Here is an 18480-nt window from a genome sequence, read left to right as displayed (position 1 = left end):
GGTCAGCGCGGCACCTTCGTGGTCAACTTCGAACCGTCCGCGTTGTGCACCATGCAGGTCGCGCGGCCGTTCGACTTGTTCCACTGCGTCTCGTTCGCCGGATACAGGATGAACGACTCCAGCTGCTCGACCACCGGGCTCGAGGCCAGCAGCTTGTCCAGCTGCACCTGGCAGGCCTCGCTGGCCTTGTCGAAGGACGCGTCACCCGAACCCGGCCACGAACCCGGCAGGTGCACCTGGGTGATCACCTCACCGTCGTGCGGAGAATCGCAGGACAGCACGGTCACCTCGCGGATGTGGTTGTTCTCCTTCACCGTCTGCACGCAGTCACCGGTCTTCACCTCGTCGATGGAGATGGAAGTCGGCGAATCCGACAGGGCCGAGGTGCGGGTCGTATTGTCCTGCGCCGCCGTGGTGTTCGAATCGGTCACCGCGGCGATGGCCACGATGACCACGGCGAATACGACCCACAGACCCGAGGCGATCAGCCCGGCGATGGCCAGACCCCGACCGGCCTGATTGCGCTGCTTGGTCTGATTCAGCGCGATCACGCCGAACGGGATGGCGAGCAGACAGGTCCCGAGCAGACCGAAGATCAGCGCGGCGATGGCGAAACCATTGGTCCCCTGCGCGGGCGGCGGCGCAACCGGATAGCCGGGCGGCATCGGCTGATACCCGGGCTGCCCGTAGTCGGGCTGACCGTAGAAGGGCTGCTGCTGCCCGTAGTCCGGCTGTCCATACGCGGGCTGGCCGTATTCCGGCTGCCCGGGCTGCGGATAGCCGTACTGGCCCGGCTGCGGCTGACCGGGCTGGCCCGGCACACCCTGAGGCTGTTGGTCGTTCGGATACACGAGACCCCCGATCACGGCGCTGACCCGGACATTCCGGGCGTCGGCCCACCGTACCCCGCAATCCGGACATACCCGGGAGCTAGGGTTTCCCAGGTGAGACGCAGGCAGCAACCACCGCTACCGAAGCGGCACGGATTGGATCCGGCCCGGTTGCGGCTACCCGAGGAGGGCGACTGGGCGACCATCCGCGACCACCTCGTGGAACGGCTGCCCCGGGTCCGGCCCGAACGCATCGACGAACTGCTGCGCGAGGGCGGCATCGTGGACCTGGCGGGACCCATCGCCCTCGACACCCCCTACATACCCGGCGGCGCGGTGTGGTTCCACCGCGATCTGCCCGAGGAGACCGAGGTCCCCTTCCCGATCGGCATCGTCCACCGCGACGAGGACATCCTGATCGTGGACAAACCGCACTTCCTCTCGACCATCCCCCGCGGCCAGCACATCCTGCAGACCGCCCTGGTGAAGCTGCGCCGCGAACTGGACCTGCCGGATCTGGTGCCCGCGCACCGGCTGGACCGGGTGACCGCCGGCCTTGTTCTCTTCATCATCAATCCGGCTCGGCGCGGGGCGTATCAGACCATGTTCCACAAGCGCCTGGTCCACAAGGAGTACGAGGCCATCGCGCGCTTCGATCCCAGCCTGGACCTGCCGCGCACGGTCGTCAGCCGCATCGTCAAGGAACGGCAGGTGCTCAAGGCCTACGAGACCGAGGGCGAGCCCAATGCCGAGACACTGATCGAACTCCTCGACCACCGGGACGGGCTGGGCCGCTACCGGGTGCGGCCGCGGACCGGGCGCACCCACCAGATCCGCATCCATATGAACAGCCTCGGGATCCCGATCCTGGGCGACGACTTCTATCCCGAGCTCACCGACAAGCCGGTCGACGATTACACGCGGCCGCTGCAGTTGCTGGCGTCGGCGCTGGAGTTCCCCGACCCTGTCACCCGCGAGACCCGGCGTTTCGAAACCACGCGCACCCTGCGAGCCTGGGACGACCCCGCGGGCTGGGCGAGCGATTAACCACAATCGAAGCGGATTCCAAGAATTCGCTCGTACACTGGCCAGGATGTCTCGAAACGATAACGGCGCGGCGGCGGCATCGCCGGAAGCGCCCACCTCGCCCGGCCACAAGCTGCACGCCTACGTGGACGTTGCCGTCGTTGTCGTCGTTTTGACCTGCACCAACCTCATCGCACACTTCACCAACCAGTGGGCCAGCATCCTCTCGGTGCCGATTGCCGCGGTGGTGCTGGTGGCCATGGTCCGGCGTCGCGGACTGGGCTGGGCGGAGCTGGGACTCTCCCCCTCGCAGTGGCGGCGCGGCTCGCTCTGGGCAGTGGCGGCGGTGGGCGTGGTGCTGGCGGCCGTGGCCATCGGCGCGGCCCTGCCCATCACCCGGCCGTTCTTCCTGAACGACCGCTATGCCGCGGTCTCGGGCGCGCTCATCGCGTCCATGATCGTCATCCCCTTGCAGACCGCGATTCCCGAGGAGCTGGCCTTCCGCGGCGTGCTGCACGGCACCTTGGACCGCGTGGTCGGCGCGCGTGGCGTGTTCGCCGCCGGGTCGATGTTGTTCGGGCTCTGGCACATTGCCTCATCGCTGGGATTGACCAGCGGCAACAAGGGCCTCACCGGATTCCTGGGCAGCGGCCCGGCCGGGCAGATCCTCGGGATCGGGCTCGCGGTGCTGGCGACGGCCGGGGCGGGCATGGTCTTCACCTGGCTGCGGCGGCGCAGCGGGAGCCTGCTCGCGCCGATCGCGTTGCACTGGGCGGTGAACGGCGCGGGCGCGCTGGCCGCCGCGGTGGTGTGGCACGTGACCGTGCGCTAGCGGCGGCCCCTCCGACGAAAGAAGAGGAGGCCGGCTGACCTGGGAACAGAGGATTATGGTCAGCCGGCCCGGGGTCGGTTCGGCGGGTTGGGCCACGCCGAACCGAGTCTGTGCGTCGGCCCGAACTGTATCGGTTGTCCAGTTCACCGCGAGGCAGTTTCGCGAAAAAAGTGAAACGCGTTTCTGTCAGACCAGATCAGGCCGGGTGATTCCACCCCGGATCGCGACCCAGCAGCCCGAACAGCCGGGCCGGACTCGCGGAGGTTGTCGATCAGCGGCACGTCGCGCAGCAGCGAAGCGGCCCGCTTCTCCACAGGAGAAGCGGGCCGCGATTCGGATACCTATTCGGAACTTAGCGTCGCGATTGTCCGCTTACCACATCGGTTTCCGACCATTCGGTATCCCATACCGGCGGTTGTTCGGCATCCCCGCCATGTCCGGGCCACCAGGCGAAGCGGCCGACCAGAGCCGTCACCGCGGGCGTGAAGAACATCGCCATGACGAACGCCGCGATGGTGATACCCAGCGAGATCGCGAAACCCATCTGGGAGAGCACCGAATTGCCCGCCAGCATCATGGAGGCGAAGGTGCCCGCCAGGATGACACCGGCCGCCGCCACCGTCGGACCCGTGTGCCGCACCGCCAGCGCCGCGGCGGCGTGCGGATCGTTGCCCTCGCGGGCCTCCTCCCGCAGACGGGCCACCATGAGGATGTTGTAGTCGGTGCCCAGCGCCACCACGAACAGGTACATGATCAACGGCAATTGGAAGATCAGACCCTGCTCGCCCTGGATGCGCTGGAACACCAGCACCGCGGAACCCAGCGTCGCCGCGAAGCCCAGGAACACCGAGGCCATCAGGTACCAGGGCGCGACCACACTGCGCAGCAGCAGCGCCAGCACGATCATGATCAGGATGCCCGCGACCGGGAACACCACCATGTAGTCACGGTTCATGGCGTGCTGGAAGTCGACGAACACCGAGGTCATACCGCCCACCACCGCGGTGGTGCCGGCCGGGGCCGAGGCGTGCGCGGTATCGCGCAGCGGACCCTTCACGGTCTCCAGCGCGGCATCGGATTCCGGCTTGTCGGCGAGGGTCACCTGGAACTCGGCCACCGCGCTGTCCTTCGACAGCGTCGCCGGCGACACCTGGCCCACACCGCTCACGCCGGTGAGCGCCGTCCGGAAGGCGTCGAGCTCACCCTGGTTCAGCGTCCCCTGCTCGGCGCGCAGGTAGACCTGCGACGGCTGGGTGCTGCCCGCGGGCATGCCCTTGAGCAATTCCTTGCCGTACACGGTGGATTCGGCCGCGTTCGAGGTCGAACCGGAGCTCAGATCGAAGGTCGGGTTGAAGCCCAGCGCGAAGACACCCAGCACCAGCAGCACGCCGCCGGAGACCGCGGCGAACACCGCCGGACGCTTGCCCAGCGCATTGCCGACCGCCCGGAACCGCGCGCCCTCGGGTTCGGTCTGCCAGGCCTTCGACGGCCAGAACACCTTGGTGCCCAACAGCGAGACGATGGCCGGGACCAGGGTCAGACCCGCCAGCAGCGCCACCGCCACCGCGATGGCCAGCGCGATGCCCATCGACCGGAACATGCCCAGGGTGGACAGGGTCAGCGCGCCGAAGGCGATGATCACCGCCGCCGCGGCCGAGGTGATGGCCTCGCCGACCCGCTCGACCGAACTGACCATGGCCGTCTTCGGGTCCTCACCGGCGCGCAGGCGCTCCCGGAAGCGGAACATCAGGAACAGGATGTAGTCGGTGCCGACCCCGAACAACACCACGACCAGCAGCGACTGCACCGAGTTGTCGATCTTCAGGTCGAATGCCGCACTGGCCGAGGCGATCACGCCGTTCGCCAGCGCGGACACCATTCCGATCACGATGATCGGCAGCAACGCGATGATCGGACTGCGGAAGATGACCAGCAGCAGCACCAGGATCAGCACCACGGTCGCGATGCCGATGATGGCCAGGCCCTTCTCACTGGAATCCTGCTGATCCAGCATCTGGGCCGCGGTGCCGGTGACGCCGGCCTTCAGATCGGTGCCGGAGACCTGCTCCTTCAAGGCGTCACGCAGCGCCTTGACGGCGTCGGTCTGGTTCTTGGCCGCCGCGTCGGTCGCCTTCTCCATGGCGACAGCGACCACGCCGATCGCCTTGGTCTGCGACGGAGGCAGCGCCTGGACGGCGGTGACGTCCTTGATGTGCTTGTCCGACAGCTTGGTCGCGGCCGACGAGATGACGGCCGCGTCCTGATCGGTCAGCGGGGCCCCGTCGGAGCGCTCGAAGACGATCAGCGCGGCGGGGGTGTTGCTGTTCGGAAAGGCCTTCTGCTGCAACTCCATCGCCTGGACGGATTCGTAGTGCGAAGGCAGGAAGTCTGATTGCTCGGTGGTGGCCGTGAGCTTGGGGGCCGTGGCGACGACCGCCACGATCGCGATCAGCCATGCGCCGATCACCAGCCACGGGAAGCGGACGACCAGGCGTCCTAGTCCGGAGAACATGCGGGAGAAGTCCTTTCGGGGTTTCGGCCGCGCGCTAATCAGATGTCGAGGACCTGGGATGCCGGGTTCTCCAGCGCATCAGCGACGGTCCGGTAGACCTTCGCTGGAACAAGATCACGCAATTCCCCCGGCGAGTCCACGATGTCGACGGTGAAGTCGCCGTATCCATCCTTACCCAACTGAAGGAATTCCCGCCACCCCCCAAATCCTTTGAGCCATTCGGCCATCAGCGAGAGATCCGACCGATCGGAACCTTTCCGGACGGTCAGGTACTCGTCCTTCCGCTCCTCCGCGACCGTCCTGGTGGCACGCGCGAAGTCGGTCCAGTCGAGGAAGTGCCGGTGGACGACCAGCTTGCCCTTGCGACTCAGGAAGACCTGGACCGATTCGCTCCCCTCCCCGGTGACCTTGCGACCGTCGGCCAGCGGGCGGCCGACGAAGCGCTGGGTGCGGCCGCCGCCGGGGCCGACGCGGAGGGTGATCTCACGCATGCCCTCGGGCTGCGGATCCGGGACCAGGTCGGTGGCGGGCTTGTCCATTTCGAGGGCCATGAGACGCTCCGAATCATTCGTAGATGCTTATATGGGCATGCGTGTACGACACGACACCCCGGATCTCACATCCGGTGCGCCGCAATCGATCTCAGCGGTTCCCGACGGCGGAACGCCGTCTTACGTCACTATAAGTAGACGTATACGTATAGAGCAACCCTGAGTCGACCCTGAGATTTCTCCAGGTCGACCCCTGAAACGGTCAGCGACCGCGCCGCTTACCCGGCTTCCGCGCGGCCCCCTGCTTCGACTTGGCCGCGGCCGCGGGCTTTTTCGCGGGGGCGGGCTTGCGCTTCGGCGCGGACTGCTGCTTGGCCTGCTTGTCCGGCTGCTGCCCCGACGGCGACCGGGAACTGCGCTGGGAGCGGCCGCGGACCACACCGACGAACTCCTCCACCAGCTCGGTGGTGGCGGCGGCCGGCCAGGCCAGCGCGATCTCGGTCTCGGCCACATCGGTGACCGTGCGATAGACCAGATCCTTGCGGTGGTGCAGGCGGGCGATCGAATGCGGGACGATGGCGGCGCCGCTCACCGCGGCCACCAGTTCCATGGTCATGGCCGCGTCGTCCAGGTCGGCGGCGTCCTGCATGCGCTCGTCGGCCAGATCCGCGGTGGCAACCTGATCGAACAGGGCGATCGGGTGGTCCTTGGGGACCACGACCACCGGGACCTCGCGGTAGAGCGGGATCGCGCTCATGCCGTCGCGGTCGATGGGCAGGCGCACGAAGCACATGTCGACCGCGTCCGTGCGCAATGCCGTCTCCTGCTCCTTCATCGGAACCGGGATCAAGTCGAGGGCGACCTCGGGGAAACGCTCGCCCCAGATGCGCTCCCACTTGGTGACGGTCACGCCCGGGACGAAACCGACGCGCAGGCGATCCACCGCCTCCGGCGCGGCGACCGGTTCCGGTGGGGCGGCCGCGATCAGCGCCCGGGCCTGCTCCAGCACGGCGCGACCGTCCTCGCTCAACTGGGTCGGCTGCGCGCCCGGCACGAACAGCTTGATCTCGAGCTCTTCCTCCAGCTCGATGACCGTGCCGCTCAAACGCTGCCGGGAAATGCCCAGGCCACGCGCCGCCCGGGCGAAGTGCAATTCCTCGGCAACCGCGACGAACCAGCGCAGACGCGTGACGTCGATGGACTCCAACCGGCCCTGACCTGTCATGGGGTCCAGGTTATTGCACCGGCCAGCGGGTTCTCCCCACCCGCCCGATACGCTGGACCGGTGAGCCCGGACAAGAACACCCAGACCATGAAGCCGCTGACCGCGGCGAACAAACTCGGCATCTACCTCCCGGCTACCCCGGAGGAGTTCCAGAGCTCACCCATCACCCGCGCCCAGCTCGAGGAACTGCGCGCCAACCCGCCGCAGTGGCTGACCGACCTGTACGCCAACGGCCCGTTCCCGCGCGACGTGGTGGCCCGGAAACTCGGCATCTCCAACTCCGGCCTGGGCCGCGCGGGGGTGTCCGACGCACTCACCGCCGAGGAGATCACCGCCCTCCTCGCCGATCCGCCGGAATGGCTGGTCCGCGAACGCGAGAACCTGGTGGCCGTCCGCAAGGAAGCCGAACGGGTCAAGGAGAAGGACGCCGCGCGCCGCGCCGCCAGCAACCGTCCGCCCAAGAACCTCTTCGGTCCCAAGTAGGGATTCACCCCGGCCGAACGCTCGTCCTCGGCCAGCAGCGCGCCGAACGAGGTCGAGGCCAGGGCCCGGACCTGGAGCGCGCGAATCATGGTGCTCAGCACCGGGTTCCGCTTCCGCGGTATGGCCGAGGACTCCCCGCGGCCGGGTGCGGCGGGCTCGGTCGGTTCCGCGGTCTCGTCCCGGGACCGGGAGATCACGTCGACGGCCAGCTTGCCCAGGGTGCCCGAGGTGACGGCCAGATCGGCGATCGGGCGCGGCCGGAGCGGCCTCGACAAGATGGCGCTGGGTGAGCACGACCGCGTGCAACCCGCGCAGTCGCTCCCCGGTGCTGAGTTCCAGTTCCGGGAAGCCGCCGGGGGCCCTCGCGCATATCCACCACGGTTGCCGCGATTTCGCGGACCCGCACCTATTCGGCGTATCGATCACGGGTGCGTTCGAAGGCCCAGCGCAGATAATGGCCATAGAAGGCGCGTGGCGGATAGGTGTCGGGGGAAATCCGCACGACCACACCGAAGGCGGCGGTGGGCAGGCCCGCGAAATTGCCGATCTTGGCCAGGAAGTTCGACCACTCGGAATGGATGCCACGGTCGACCGGACCCGCCATCTCGATGGTGCCGTCGGTGGATATCGTGACCTGCTCGGCGACGGTGTTCACGAGCAGGTGTGACGACTGGTCGGTCCGCCAGGCCGAGCCGGTGCCGACCCGATTCGAGTCGATGACCACCAGCTCGACACCGGCGTCGATACCTAATTGGCGAGCATTGGCGCAAACACGTTCGAAAACATTCAGACCTCAAGGACCGACTCAATGATGGCGATCCGTAAAACATTGTCGAGCATGCAGACTCACCGATCGCGCTCGATTAGCCGTATTCGAATCCGGATACGCCGCCGAGGCTAGCAGTGGGTGGAACAGGCCCTCGAGAATGATCGGTGCGGAACGTCTGCTCAGCCGGAATTGTCAACAGCGCCGGAATTCAGCAGTAGTAGCAGACGCCATTGGCCGGGAGCTCGGTGAAACAGTTGACACACACGGCCTTGCGCGCCTCCGGCTCCGGCTTTGCCACCGGCGCCGCGGCCGCCGCGGCGACCCGGCGCGGCGCGCCGCCATTGCGCGGAATCAGCGGCGGAATACCACCGTCGGTCGGAATGTCCGCGCCGTAGGCGGCGTAGCACTGCCACCGGGCGTAGGCGGCATGCACCTCGAGATCGGCGGGAATCGGCAGATGCGCCAGCTCCAGCACGTACTTGTAGCTGTCGCTGACCTTGTGATTCTGCTTGACGCACAGGGCGGTCAGCGGCGGTTCGCCGGCATTGTGGCAGCGCCGCGCGACCTTGCGCAGGATGGCGTCCATCCAGGTGCGGGTCGGCGCGTCGGTGCGAATGCCCGACATCTCCTGAACACGCTCGGCCAGTTCGTTCACTGTGACGAAATGTCCGTAGCCGGAAGCACATTCGGCCAGTACCTCGTGGGCGGCCAGGGACCAGGCCACGGCCGCGTCGCGGAAAGTCACCGCGGTCCGGTCGTCGATCCGCCAAGCCCCGGAAGTTGTTGTCGCAGCATCCCTCATAGCTCGTACACGCTAACGCTTCTGCCGGGCGACACGCCAATTCCATTTGGACATATGGGGTTTCAGTTTGGTCACACTCGTCCAGGTTTGGCATTACCGGCCAGTACCCGGACAAAAAGAAAGGAACCGCTTCCCGAATGGCAAGCGGTTCCCGCACTCTCCCCCCGAAAACACACCGGTCCGCTTCCCCACGGGGAAGCGGACCGGTGATCAATGACTTGGTTCAAGTCATGGAGCAGGCTACTTGGCCTTCTCCAGCACCTCGACCAGACGCCACCGCTTGGTGGCGGACAGCGGACGGGTCTCCATCAGCTGCACGCGGTCGCCGACACCGGCGATCTCGTTCTCGTCGTGGGCCTTCACCTTCGAGGTGGTGCGGATGATCTTGCCGTAAAGCGAGTGCTTCACGCGATCTTCCAGCTCGACCACGATGGTCTTGTTCATCTTGTCGGAGACGACGTAGCCGATGCGCGTCTTGCGCTGGCCCCGCTCCTCCTGGGTGGCCGGCGTCTTGGCCGGGCCCTTGGCGTCGCTCATGCGGCGTCTCCCTTGCCTTCAGGACCGGAGGCCAGGCCGAGCTCGCGCTCACGCATGACCGTGTAGATGCGCGCGATCTCGTGGCGGACCACGCGCAGGCGGCGGTTGTTCTGCAACTGACCGGTCGCCATCTGGAAGCGCAGGTTGAACAGCTCTTCCTTGGACTCGCGCAGCTTGGCGACGAGCGCCTCATTGTCGAGCTCGCGGAGCTCTGCAGTCGGGTTGGCGGTAGCCATCAGAACTGCTCCTCCCTGGTCACGATCCGGCACTTCATCGGGAGCTTGTGCATCGCGCGGCGCAGGGCCTCACGAGCGATCTCCTCGGTCGGGTACGACAGCTCGAACATGACGCGTCCGGGCTTGACGTTCGCGATCCACCACTCCGGCGAACCCTTACCGGAACCCATGCGGGTTTCGGCCGGCTTCTTGGTGAGCGGGCGGTCCGGGTAGATGTTGATCCAGACCTTGCCGCCACGCTTGATGTGGCGGGTCATCGCGATACGAGCCGACTCGATCTGACGGTTGGTGACGTAGGCCGGCTCGAGAGCCTGGATGCCGTACTCACCGAACGTCACCGCGGTGCCGCCCTTCGCCATGCCGGAACGGCCGGGGTGGTGCTGCTTACGGTGCTTGACCTTGCGGGGCATCAACATAGGTCAGCCCTCCTGATTCTCTGCCGGAGCCTCCGCCACAGCGGTGGCGGCGCGGCCGGCCTCAGTGCTGGTCGCGGTGGTGCCCTGGGCACCGCTGCGACGGGGGCGGCTCGGACGCTCGCGACGCGGGCGGTCGTCACGGTCGCGGCCGGACGGGGCCACAGCGGTGACCTCGCGCTTGCCGCCGACGATGTCGCCCTTGTAGATCCAGACCTTCACGCCGATGCGGCCGAAGGTGGTCTTCGCTTCGTACAGGCCGTAGTCGATGTCGGCGCGCAGCGTGTGCAGCGGCACGCGACCCTCACGGTAGAACTCCGAGCGCGACATTTCCGCGCCGCCGAGACGGCCGGAGCACTGCACACGGATGCCCTTGACGTTCGGCGAACGCATGGCCGACTGGATGGCCTTGCGCATCGCGCGACGGAACGCCACACGGTTGGACAGCTGCTCGGCCACACCCTGAGCAACCAGCTGAGCGTCCGACTCGGGGTTCTTGACCTCGAGGATGTTCAGCTGAACCTGCTTCTTGGTGAGCTTCTCCAGCTCGGCGCGAATGCGGTCGGCCTCGGCGCCACGACGGCCGATCACGATGCCCGGGCGCGCGGTGTGGATGTCCACACGCACGCGGTCACGGGTGCGCTCGATCTCGACCTTCGAGATGCCGGCCCGCTCCATGCCGGTGGCGAGGAGCTTGCGGATCGCGACGTCTTCCTTCACGTAGTCCGCGTACTGCTTGTCCGCGTACCAACGCGACTTCCAGTCGGTGGTGATACCGAGGCGGAAGCCATGGGGATTGATCTTCTGTCCCATTTACTTTGCCCCTCCCTTCCGGCGGCTACGAGTGGCAGCGCCGGCGGTGGGCACGCTCTCGACCTCGATGGTGATGTGGCTGGTGCGCTTGCGGATCCGGAACGCGCGGCCCTGGGCACGCGGCTGGAAACGCTTCATGGTCGCGCCCTCGTCGACGAACGCGGTCGAGATGACGAGGGTGGCCGGGTTGAGGCCGAGGTTGTTCTCGGCGTTGGCCGCCGCCGAGGCGACAACCTTCGCAACCGGCTCGCTCGCGGCCTGCGGCGCGAACTTCAGGATGTTCAGCGCGTCCTGCACGCTACGGCCACGGACCAGGTCCACGACGCGACGCGCCTTCATCGGCGTCACGCGAACGTGCTTGGCGGTCGCGCGCGCGGTCGGGTTCTGAGTTTCAGTGCTCATCGCCGCTTGCTCTTCCGATCTTCCTTGACGTGGCTCTTGAACGTGCGGGTCGGCGCGAATTCACCGAGCTTGTGTCCAACCATGTTCTCCGACACGAACACCGGCACGTGCTTGCGGCCGTCGTGGACCGAGAACGTGTGGCCGATGAAATCGGGGATGATGGTGGAACGACGCGACCAGGTCTTGATGACCTGCTTCGTGCCCTTCTCGTTCTGGACGTCCACCTTCTTGAGGAGGTGTTCGTCGACGAACGGGCCCTTCTTCAGGCTGCGTGGCATGTCTAACCTCCTCCTTAACGCTTCTTGCCGCGGCGGCGGACGATGAGCTTGTCGCTGGGACGGTTGGGCTTACGGGTACGGCCCTCGGGCTTGCCCCACGGGGAGACCGGGTGGCGACCACCGGAGGTCTTACCCTCACCACCACCGTGCGGGTGGTCGACCGGGTTCATGACCACACCACGGACGGTCGGGCGAACGCCCTTCCACCGCATACGGCCGGCCTTACCCCAGTTGATGTTCGACTGCTCGGCGTTGCCGACCTCGCCGATGGTGGCGCGGCAGCGCACATCGACGCGACGGATCTCACCGGAGGGCATACGCAGGACGGCGTAGGCGCCTTCCTTACCCAGCAGCTGGATGGACATGCCCGCGGCACGAGCCAGCTTGGCGCCACCACCCGGACGCAGCTCCACGGCGTGAACCGTGGTACCGGTCGGGATCGAGCGCAGCGGCAGGTTGTTGCCGGGCTTGATGTCGGCGCCGGGGCCCGACTCGATCTTCGTGCCCTGGGCGATGCCCTTGGGCGCGATGATGTAGCGCTTCTCGCCGTCGGCGAAGTGCAGCAGCGCGATGTTGGCGGTGCGGTTCGGGTCGTACTCGATGTGAGCGACCTTGGCCGGGATGCCGTCCTTGTCCAGGCGACGGAAGTCGATCAGACGGTAGGCGCGCTTGTGACCGCCACCCTTGTGACGGGTGGTGATGCGACCCTGCGCGTTACGGCCACCGGTCTTGGTGAGCGGACGCAGCAGCGACTTCTCGGGGGTCGAGCGGGTGATCTCGGCGAAGTCCGAGACCGAGGCACCGCGGCGGCCCGGGGTTGTCGGCTTGTACTTACGAATTGCCATGAGTTCTTCTGCCTTTCTGAAGTCCCCGCCGCTTACGCGACCGGGCCTCCGAAGATCTCGATGGGCTTGCTGTCGGCCGAGATGGTGACGAGCGCGCGCTTGGTGCTCTTACGCGTGCCGTAACCGAAGCGGGTCCGCTTGCGCTTGCCCTGACGGTTGGCGGTGTTGACGCTGGTCACCTTGACGCCGAAAACCTTCTCGACAGCAATCTTGATCTGCGTCTTGTTCGAATCCGGGTGCACGATGAAGGTGTAGGTGCCCTCTTCGATCAGTCCGTAGGACTTCTCGGAGATCACCGGCGCCAGCAGAATGTCGCGCGGGTCGGCGATGGTGGTCACTTGCTCTCCTCCTGTGCAGCTTCGGCGGGGCCGTGCACGAAGGCGTTGAGCGCCTCGACCGAGAACACGATTTCGTCGCTCTTGAGAACGTCGTAGGTGTTCAGCTGGTCGGGGGCGATCGGGTGCACGCCCTGCAGGTTCGCCACGCTCTTCCACGTGGTGACATCCTCACGGCCGACGACGACCAGGATGTTCTTCCGCTCCGACAGCTCGGCGAGGAAGGACTTGGCCGCCTTGGTCGACGGGGTCTGACCCGCCACCAGCTCGGTGATCACGTGGATGCGCTCGTTGCGAGCCCGGTCCGACAGAGCGCCACGCAGCGCGGCGACCTTCATCTTCTTGGGCAGACGCTGGGTGTAGTCACGCGGCTGCGGGCCGTGGACGGTGCCACCGCCGGCGAACTGCGGCGCACGGGTCGAACCCTGGCGCGCACGGCCGGTGCCCTTCTGGCGGTACGGCTTCTTGCCACCACCGCGGACCATGCCGCGGGTCTTGGTGGCGTGCGTGCCCTGGCGAGCCGCGGCCTGCTGGGCCACGACGACCTGGTGCATCAACGCGATGTTCGCGGTCACGTCGAAGATCTCCGCGGGGAGCTCGACGGTGCCCTCGGTCTTGCCGCCAGCGGCCTTGACCGTGAGCGTCAGGTTGGTCTTGGTCTCGGTGCTCATGCCCGGGCACCACCCTTCACTGCACTCTTGACGATCACGATGCCGCCGGTGCGGCCCGGGATCGCGCCCTTGATCAGCAGCAGGCCGTTCTCGGCGTCCACCTTGTGGACCGAGAGGTTCTGCGTGGTGACGCGGTCGTTACCCATACGGCCCGACATGCGCATGCCCTTGAAGACACGGCCCGGGGTGGAGCAACCACCGATGGAACCCGGACGACGGTGCACGGCCTGCGCACCGTGCGAGGCACCCTGACCACGGAAGCCGTGGCGCTTCATGGTGCCCGCGAAGCCCTTGCCCTTGGAGGTGCCGGTCACGTCGACGTAGCTGCCCTCTTCGAAGGCGTCCGCGTTGATCTCCTGGCCGACCTCGAAGGCGGCGACGTCGGCGACGCGCAGCTCGGCGATGTGGCGGCGAGGGGTGACACCGGCCTTGGAGAACTGACCGGAGACCGGCTTGTTCACCTTGCGGGGGTCGATGGCGCCGTACGCGACCTGGATGGCGGCGTAGCCGTCGCGCTCCTGGGTACGGATCTGGGTAACGACGTTCGGGCCCGCCTTGACGACGGTCACGGGAACGACGCGGTTCTTCTCGTCGAAGACCTGGGTCATGCCGAGCTTGGTGCCCAGGATGCCCGCGGCCGGACGGCTCTTGTTGTCAGTCATATTCGAAGTCCCCGTCACTGAATGTTGACGTCGACGCTGGCCGGCAGGTCGATACGCATCAGGGCGTCAACCGTCTTCGGCGTCGGGTCGAGGATGTCGATAAGCCGCTTGTGCGTACGCATCTCGAAGTGCTCGCGCGAGTCCTTGTACTTGTGCGGCGACCGGATGACGCAGTAGATGTTCTTCTCGGTGGGCAACGGCACCGGGCCGACCACACGGGCACCGGTACGGGTCACCGTCTCGACGATCTTGCGCGCGGACGCGTCGATCGCCTCATGGTCGTAGGCCTTGAGCCTGATGCGGATCTTCTGTCCCGCCACGCTGAGTGTCCTTTTCTCCGCTTGCGTTGTGGCCCAGGAGCTTTCACTCCCGAACCACCCTCATTTGCACTGCCGAACACACGAAGACGCATCAGCCACCACACGACCTAGGCCCTCGGGCCCGATCCATCGCCGCTGTTCATCTGTCATGGTTCATCCGGTCCACGCGGTCGGGCGTGTCGCTCCGCCGCTCATTCCTCGGCCCCGGACCAAAATCCTTACAAGCCTCGGAACATTGTTCCGGACGCACCCACGCCGCAAATCAGCGGGGTGCAAAATTGGGTCTTGCTCACCCACCACCAGCGCCGATCCAACGGAAGAGACGCAACCCGGTGTGGGCAACCCGAACAGTATGCCTCGAGCCCCCGCCCCACTTCAAATCGCCCCCTCCCCCACCCCCGGGCCAATGGCCCTGGTCACACCCGGTCGAGCCCCCCGGCCCGGCCCGCGTGCCGGCCGGTGCGGAATTCGGTTCGCGCACCGGCCATTTCACCCTCAGTTGTCGTGCATGTGGCGCAGGTAATAGTCCCAGCCGCCGAGATCCTGGAGCAACAGGAAGTTGCCGCCGCGGAACCGGGCGGGGTCGACCAGGTACAGGCCGACCTGCCCGCCCGGTACATCGGCGGCCTCGCCGATGACCTGGGTCATGTTGCCGTGCGGGCGGCCGTCGACCACCAGGTCGGAGTAGTACGGGTCGGGGGCGATCATATTGTGACCGCCGTTGATCTGGGTGATGGCCGCCGGGATCCAGGTGTTGGACAGGGCCACGGTCTCGTCGTGGGTCAGGTCCACGCCGAGGATGATGCCCTCACCCGGGTTGCTGTACGGCGTGAAGGCGGCGGCCGAGCCGGCGGACGCGGTGGCGGCGGCCGCCCCCGCGAGTGCGATGCCGACAGTGGCCACCGCGGTGCGAATACGCATGATGTCGAGAACTCCTATATTTCCCCGATAGCCGGTCCGGGGTGGTACCGGCTCCCAGCCGCGCTCGTGGCGCAGCCTTCCCAGATAACTAGCAACCGGCTGGTTTCGCGCGGCCAGGCAACCTGCCGACCGATCCGATGACCTATACGACACGGCACTTCCATGGAACTTACTTTTGAGTAAGATACGGGTCATGGGTAAAGAGACCGCTACGTATCGCGGGTGGAAGAAGCTTCCGGACAACCGGATCGGGCACACGCTGTTCTCGCTCGGGATGGTGGCCCGGGTGCCGTACTTCGGCACCGTGCTGCCGAGCGTGGTGCGGCTGGAACCGGGGCTGTGCGAGGTGACCGCGCCCAAGTGGTTCGGCATCCACAATCACCTGGGGACCTTCCACGCCATCGCGGCGTGCAACCTGGCCGAGGTGGCGATGGGGATGCTGTCGGAGGCCACCGTGCCCGACACCCACCGCTGGATTCCCAAGGCCATGAACGTGCAGTACCTGGCCAAGGCCAACTCGGGCCTGCGGGCGGTCGCGCAACTGGACGAGGTGCCCGACTTCGCGCAGATCACCGAGGGGCGCGAACTCGTGGTGCCGGTGTCGATCTACGACCGGTCCGGGCTCGAGGTCGTGCACGCCGACATCACCACCTGGGTGACGCCCAAGTAATAGGGTGCGCGAAGTCGGGACCGACCTGGCGTGCACGGGTCCCGGCTGTTTGAATGCGGGTATGAGTGGCCGGGATGTCGGCAGGGCCGCCGACGTGTGTGTGGTGGGGCTCGGTCCCACGGGGCGGGCATTGGCGCACCGCGCCATGGTGGCGGGCCTGCGGGTGGTCGCGGTGGATCCGCGGCCGACGCGGCTGTGGGCCCCGACCTTCTCCTGCTGGGTGGACGAACTGCCGCACTGGCTGGGGCACAGCGCCATCGCCAGCCGGATCGAGGCGCCCGCGGTGTGGACCACCACCGAGCACCGCATTCCGCGGCCCTACTGCGTGCTGTCCAAGCAGGGCCTGTTCGACGCGCTCCCGCTCGACGACGCCACCGTGATCACCGGTCGCGCCCGCACCGTGGAGGCGCACCGGGTGGAGCTTGCCGACGGCACCGAGGTGCGCGCGGCCACCGTCTTCGACACCCGCGGCCAGGCCACGCCGGGCGCGCGCCGCACGGCCAGCGCGCACGGCATCTTCGTGGACGAGGACATCGCCGCGCCCATGGTCACCGCCGGTGAAGGGCTGCTGCTGGATTGGCGCGACGAGAACGGCGCGGGCCCGGACGAGCCGCCGTCGTTCCTGTACTCGGTGCCACTCGGCGACGGCACGGTCATCTTCGAGGAGACCAGCCTGGGCCTGCGCGGCGGCATGCCGCAGCACGAATTGCGGCGGCGCACCCTGAATCGGCTGGCGGCGCACGGGATTCGGCTGCGCGGCGACGAGCCGACCGAGGCCGCCCACTATCCGCTCGACGAACTGCCGCCGAAAGCCGGTCGTGGCGCGGTGATTCCGTTCGGTTCGCGCGGCGGCATGATGCATCCGATCACCGGGTACTGCGTGGCGGATTCGCTGGCGCTGGTCGACACCGCGCTGGACGCGGTGCAGCGCGGCACCGATCCGATCGAGGCGCTGTGGCCGTGGCAGGCGCGGCTGGTCTATTGGATGCGCATGCGCGGCGTGTACGGGCTGGGGCGGCTCACCACCGCGCAGTCCATCGCCATGTTCGAGGCGTTCTTCACCCGGCCGCCGCGGCAGCAGCGCGCCCTGCTGTCGGCGCACGACGACTACTCGGCGCTGGGGACGGCGTTGTTCATGACGGTCGCGACCACCTGGCCGTTCACGTGGCGGTACGACCTGGTCGGCTGGACCAATCGAAACCGCTGGGTCGGTTGGGATTACGGGCGGGCCCGCACACTGGACGATCTGCTGCTGCCCCCGGACAGCCTGCTGCCCGGGGACGACACGCCCTGAGGCCGCGGCAGCCACGACGCGGGCTCGCGCGCCTCAGACCCAGTTCTCGATCCAGTACTTCCACACCACCCCGGCGTAGGCGGCCAGCGGCGGGACCTTGATATCGGTCCCGGCGAGAGCGGCCGCGGCATTGTGGGAGTCGAAGCGGCAGGCGAACTCGCAGTCCTCGATGACCTCCATCGGGATGCCGATCTGACGCAGCGCCCACCCCATGCCGGGCACCCGCAGCGTGACGTCGAGGGTCTGCTTGGGCATCACCTCGATCAGGTGCGGGGCGCCGGCCTCGTCGGCGAAGAGGTTGAAGGCCTCGGCGACGCTCTGCTCGCGCGGGTCCACCAGGTGGTAGGTGTCCGGCCCGTCGCCGTTTCGGTGCGCGATGTGGTCGAGCGCGCGGACCACGAAATCGACCGGCACCATATTGGTTTCGCCGAGCCGGGGCGCCACCACGGGCAGGATGCGCGGCAGTTGCGCGGCCATGCGCAGCAGCCGGAAGAAGTAGTAGGGGCCGTCGATGCGGTCGATCTCGCCGGTGCGGGAGTGGCCGATCACGATGGCGGGGCGGTAGATCCGCCAGGGCACCGCGGTCTGGTCGCGCACCTCCTGTTCGGCGCGCAACATGGCGCGCTGGTGAGGGGTGGGCAGTAGCTGGCCGACGTCGGTCATGTCCTCGGTGAACACGCCCTCCCAGGCCCCGGCCACGCGCATGGTCGAAACATGGTGCAGTCGTCCCGCTTCCAGCGCGCCCGCGAGTTCGGCCACCCGGAGGGTGCCGCCGCCCGCGCCGGTGGCGTCGAACCCGGCGGCCAGGTGGAAGACGTGGTCGATCGAACCGCGGTGCGCGGCAATCCAGCTCGCGTCGACACCGAGGCCGGGCGCGGCGAGGTCGCCGCGGACCGGGTGGACCCGGTCGCGGTCGCCCCAGTCGCGTAGGCAGCGGTTGTAGCGCAGCACCGAGTCCTCGCCCGGCCGCACCAGGACGTGAACGTCCGCGCCGCGCTTCAGCAGTTCGGGTACGAGAAACCGACCGATGAACCCAGTTGCCCCGGTCACCAGGTATGACATGGGGGCCACCTTAACGTGACGCACGCCACTGGAACCCTGAGGGTCACACCC

General features: G+C 67.3%; 24 protein-coding genes and 1 pseudogene. 5 read left to right on the top strand and 20 right to left on the bottom strand.

What is annotated here, in order from left to right; genetic code table 11:
- Positions 1–2: 2 nt before the first annotated feature.
- Entirely contained in the window at positions 3–821 is an 819-nt protein-coding gene (locus ABZ412_RS26640) for a DUF4190 domain-containing protein (protein ID WP_357285092.1), read from the bottom strand.
- Positions 822–944: 123 nt separating this feature from the next.
- On the opposite strand from ABZ412_RS26640, the gene ABZ412_RS26635 reads away from it, so the two are divergent.
- Positions 945–1877, top strand: coding sequence for a pseudouridine synthase (locus tag ABZ412_RS26635; protein ID WP_357285089.1), 933 nt, complete (start codon positions 945–947; stop codon positions 1875–1877).
- Positions 1878–1923: 46 nt separating this feature from the next.
- Positions 1924–2688 (top strand): CPBP family intramembrane glutamic endopeptidase, encoded by a 765-nt coding sequence (locus ABZ412_RS26630; protein WP_357285086.1) that lies wholly within the window; start codon positions 1924–1926, stop codon positions 2686–2688.
- Positions 2689–3040: 352 nt separating this feature from the next.
- On the opposite strand, the gene ABZ412_RS26625 is transcribed toward ABZ412_RS26630, so the two are convergent.
- The 3 genes from ABZ412_RS26625 to ABZ412_RS26615 all read right to left on the bottom strand — a co-directional run bounded on the left by ABZ412_RS26625 (position 3041) and on the right by ABZ412_RS26615 (position 6916).
- Positions 3041–5200: an MMPL family transporter gene (locus ABZ412_RS26625; RefSeq protein ID WP_357285084.1), complete on the bottom strand. Its 2160-nt coding sequence runs from the start codon at positions 5198–5200 to the stop codon at positions 3041–3043.
- Between the two features lie 38 nt (positions 5201–5238).
- The gene (locus tag ABZ412_RS26620) at positions 5239–5751 is read right to left on the bottom strand and encodes an EXLDI protein (protein WP_357285081.1); all 513 of its coding nucleotides are present in this window, start codon (positions 5749–5751) and stop codon (positions 5239–5241) included.
- 202 nt (positions 5752–5953) lie between these two features.
- The gene (locus ABZ412_RS26615; RefSeq protein WP_357285079.1) at positions 5954–6916 is read right to left on the bottom strand and encodes a LysR family transcriptional regulator; all 963 of its coding nucleotides are present in this window, start codon (positions 6914–6916) and stop codon (positions 5954–5956) included.
- A gap of 60 nt (positions 6917–6976) precedes the next feature.
- Here ABZ412_RS26615 and ABZ412_RS26610 point away from each other — a divergent pair, with 60 nt between their 5' ends.
- Positions 6977–7399 carry a DUF5997 family protein gene (locus tag ABZ412_RS26610; protein WP_357285076.1) on the top strand — a complete coding sequence of 141 codons (423 nt, stop codon included), beginning with the start codon at positions 6977–6979 and terminating at the stop codon, positions 7397–7399.
- Between the two features lie 8 nt (positions 7400–7407).
- Here the strand turns inward: ABZ412_RS26610 and ABZ412_RS26605 are convergent.
- The 15 genes and pseudogenes from ABZ412_RS26605 to ABZ412_RS26535 form a co-directional block, all read right to left on the bottom strand.
- Positions 7408–7662, bottom strand: a pseudogene (locus ABZ412_RS26605) (3-carboxy-cis,cis-muconate cycloisomerase); the annotation flags it as partial.
- Between the two features lie 143 nt (positions 7663–7805).
- Positions 7806–8189 (bottom strand): FAD/NAD(P)-binding protein, encoded by a 384-nt coding sequence (locus tag ABZ412_RS26600; RefSeq protein ID WP_357285240.1) that lies wholly within the window; start codon positions 8187–8189, stop codon positions 7806–7808.
- A gap of 187 nt (positions 8190–8376) precedes the next feature.
- Positions 8377–8970, bottom strand: coding sequence for a hypothetical protein (locus ABZ412_RS26595; protein ID WP_357285073.1), 594 nt, complete (start codon positions 8968–8970; stop codon positions 8377–8379).
- Positions 8971–9210: 240 nt separating this feature from the next.
- Positions 9211–9507 (bottom strand): 30S ribosomal protein S17, encoded by a 297-nt coding sequence (gene rpsQ / locus ABZ412_RS26590; protein ID WP_357285070.1) that lies wholly within the window; start codon positions 9505–9507, stop codon positions 9211–9213.
- Positions 9504–9743 (bottom strand): 50S ribosomal protein L29, encoded by a 240-nt coding sequence (rpmC, locus tag ABZ412_RS26585; RefSeq protein ID WP_040804215.1) that lies wholly within the window; start codon positions 9741–9743, stop codon positions 9504–9506. Before rpmC ends, rpsQ begins: the two co-directional genes overlap by 4 nt.
- Complete coding sequence (gene rplP, locus ABZ412_RS26580) at positions 9743–10159, bottom strand: 50S ribosomal protein L16 (RefSeq protein ID WP_213558068.1); 417 nt, start codon at positions 10157–10159, stop codon at positions 9743–9745. Before rplP ends, rpmC begins: the two co-directional genes overlap by 1 nt.
- Positions 10160–10162: 3 nt before the next feature.
- Positions 10163–10969: a 30S ribosomal protein S3 gene (gene rpsC / locus ABZ412_RS26575; protein ID WP_033091021.1), complete on the bottom strand. Its 807-nt coding sequence runs from the start codon at positions 10967–10969 to the stop codon at positions 10163–10165.
- Positions 10970–11371, bottom strand: a complete 402-nt coding sequence (rplV, locus tag ABZ412_RS26570; RefSeq protein WP_213558069.1) for a 50S ribosomal protein L22 — start codon at positions 11369–11371, stop codon at positions 10970–10972.
- Positions 11368–11649 (bottom strand): 30S ribosomal protein S19, encoded by a 282-nt coding sequence (rpsS, locus tag ABZ412_RS26565; protein WP_019931198.1) that lies wholly within the window; start codon positions 11647–11649, stop codon positions 11368–11370. The genes rplV and rpsS overlap by 4 nt, the downstream gene beginning before the upstream one ends.
- 14 nt (positions 11650–11663) lie before the next feature.
- On the bottom strand, positions 11664–12494 hold the full coding sequence (rplB, locus tag ABZ412_RS26560) for a 50S ribosomal protein L2 (protein WP_067712165.1): 831 nt from the start codon (positions 12492–12494) through the stop codon (positions 11664–11666).
- 32 nt (positions 12495–12526) lie between these two features.
- Entirely contained in the window at positions 12527–12832 is a 306-nt protein-coding gene (gene rplW, locus ABZ412_RS26555; protein WP_067712168.1) for a 50S ribosomal protein L23, read from the bottom strand.
- A complete protein-coding gene (gene rplD / locus ABZ412_RS26550; RefSeq protein WP_357089175.1) occupies positions 12829–13500 on the bottom strand; it encodes a 50S ribosomal protein L4 in 672 nt (223 codons plus the stop codon). Before rplD ends, rplW begins: the two co-directional genes overlap by 4 nt.
- Positions 13497–14162 carry a 50S ribosomal protein L3 gene (rplC, locus tag ABZ412_RS26545; RefSeq protein ID WP_357285067.1) on the bottom strand — a complete coding sequence of 222 codons (666 nt, stop codon included), beginning with the start codon at positions 14160–14162 and terminating at the stop codon, positions 13497–13499. The genes rplD and rplC overlap by 4 nt, the downstream gene beginning before the upstream one ends.
- 14 nt (positions 14163–14176) lie before the next feature.
- Positions 14177–14482, bottom strand: coding sequence for a 30S ribosomal protein S10 (gene rpsJ / locus ABZ412_RS26540; protein WP_040804197.1), 306 nt, complete (start codon positions 14480–14482; stop codon positions 14177–14179).
- A gap of 495 nt (positions 14483–14977) precedes the next feature.
- Positions 14978–15403, bottom strand: a complete 426-nt coding sequence (locus ABZ412_RS26535) for a hypothetical protein (RefSeq protein WP_357285064.1) — start codon at positions 15401–15403, stop codon at positions 14978–14980.
- A gap of 193 nt (positions 15404–15596) precedes the next feature.
- Between ABZ412_RS26535 and ABZ412_RS26530 the strand changes: the two genes are divergently transcribed.
- Both ABZ412_RS26530 and ABZ412_RS26525 read left to right on the top strand, forming a co-directional pair.
- Positions 15597–16073 carry a hotdog fold domain-containing protein gene (locus ABZ412_RS26530; protein ID WP_357285062.1) on the top strand — a complete coding sequence of 159 codons (477 nt, stop codon included), beginning with the start codon at positions 15597–15599 and terminating at the stop codon, positions 16071–16073.
- Positions 16074–16134: 61 nt separating this feature from the next.
- Positions 16135–17367 (top strand): lycopene cyclase family protein, encoded by a 1233-nt coding sequence (locus tag ABZ412_RS26525; RefSeq protein ID WP_357285059.1) that lies wholly within the window; start codon positions 16135–16137, stop codon positions 17365–17367.
- A 33-nt stretch (positions 17368–17400) separates the two neighbouring features.
- Here the strand turns inward: ABZ412_RS26525 and ABZ412_RS26520 are convergent, their stop codons facing one another.
- On the bottom strand, positions 17401–18429 hold the full coding sequence (locus tag ABZ412_RS26520; protein WP_357285057.1) for an SDR family oxidoreductase: 1029 nt from the start codon (positions 18427–18429) through the stop codon (positions 17401–17403).
- Positions 18430–18480: the final 51 nt, after the last annotated feature.

Source organism: Nocardia sp. NPDC005746 (assembly GCF_040630785.1).
Taxonomy (GTDB): Bacteria; Actinomycetota; Actinomycetes; order Mycobacteriales; family Mycobacteriaceae; genus Nocardia.
Note: the sequence above shows the minus strand (reverse complement) of the source record. Positions and strands in the feature narration are given on the sequence as shown.

Coding starts and splice junctions, on each gene's coding strand:
- ABZ412_RS26630 (WP_357285086.1), top strand. CDS start 1,924: ATGTCTCGAAACGATAACGGCGCGGCGGCGGCATCGCCGGAAGCGCCC.
- ABZ412_RS26625 (WP_357285084.1), bottom strand. CDS start 5,200: ATGTTCTCCGGACTAGGACGCCTGGTCGTCCGCTTCCCGTGGCTGGTG.
- ABZ412_RS26620 (WP_357285081.1), bottom strand. CDS start 5,751: ATGGCCCTCGAAATGGACAAGCCCGCCACCGACCTGGTCCCGGATCCG.
- ABZ412_RS26615 (WP_357285079.1), bottom strand. CDS start 6,916: ATGACAGGTCAGGGCCGGTTGGAGTCCATCGACGTCACGCGTCTGCGC.
- ABZ412_RS26595 (WP_357285073.1), bottom strand. CDS start 8,970: ATGAGGGATGCTGCGACAACAACTTCCGGGGCTTGGCGGATCGACGAC.
- rpsQ (WP_357285070.1), bottom strand. CDS start 9,507: ATGAGCGACGCCAAGGGCCCGGCCAAGACGCCGGCCACCCAGGAGGAG.
- rpmC (WP_040804215.1), bottom strand. CDS start 9,743: ATGGCTACCGCCAACCCGACTGCAGAGCTCCGCGAGCTCGACAATGAG.
- rplP (WP_213558068.1), bottom strand. CDS start 10,159: ATGTTGATGCCCCGCAAGGTCAAGCACCGTAAGCAGCACCACCCCGGC.
- rpsC (WP_033091021.1), bottom strand. CDS start 10,969: ATGGGACAGAAGATCAATCCCCATGGCTTCCGCCTCGGTATCACCACC.
- rplV (WP_213558069.1), bottom strand. CDS start 11,371: ATGAGCACTGAAACTCAGAACCCGACCGCGCGCGCGACCGCCAAGCAC.
- rpsS (WP_019931198.1), bottom strand. CDS start 11,649: ATGCCACGCAGCCTGAAGAAGGGCCCGTTCGTCGACGAACACCTCCTC.
- rplB (WP_067712165.1), bottom strand. CDS start 12,494: ATGGCAATTCGTAAGTACAAGCCGACAACCCCGGGCCGCCGCGGTGCC.
- rplD (WP_357089175.1), bottom strand. CDS start 13,500: ATGAGCACCGAGACCAAGACCAACCTGACGCTCACGGTCAAGGCCGCT.
- rplC (WP_357285067.1), bottom strand. CDS start 14,162: ATGACTGACAACAAGAGCCGTCCGGCCGCGGGCATCCTGGGCACCAAG.
- ABZ412_RS26535 (WP_357285064.1), bottom strand. CDS start 15,403: ATGCGTATTCGCACCGCGGTGGCCACTGTCGGCATCGCACTCGCGGGG.
- ABZ412_RS26530 (WP_357285062.1), top strand. CDS start 15,597: ATGGGTAAAGAGACCGCTACGTATCGCGGGTGGAAGAAGCTTCCGGAC.
- ABZ412_RS26525 (WP_357285059.1), top strand. CDS start 16,135: ATGAGTGGCCGGGATGTCGGCAGGGCCGCCGACGTGTGTGTGGTGGGG.
- ABZ412_RS26520 (WP_357285057.1), bottom strand. CDS start 18,429: ATGTCATACCTGGTGACCGGGGCAACTGGGTTCATCGGTCGGTTTCTC.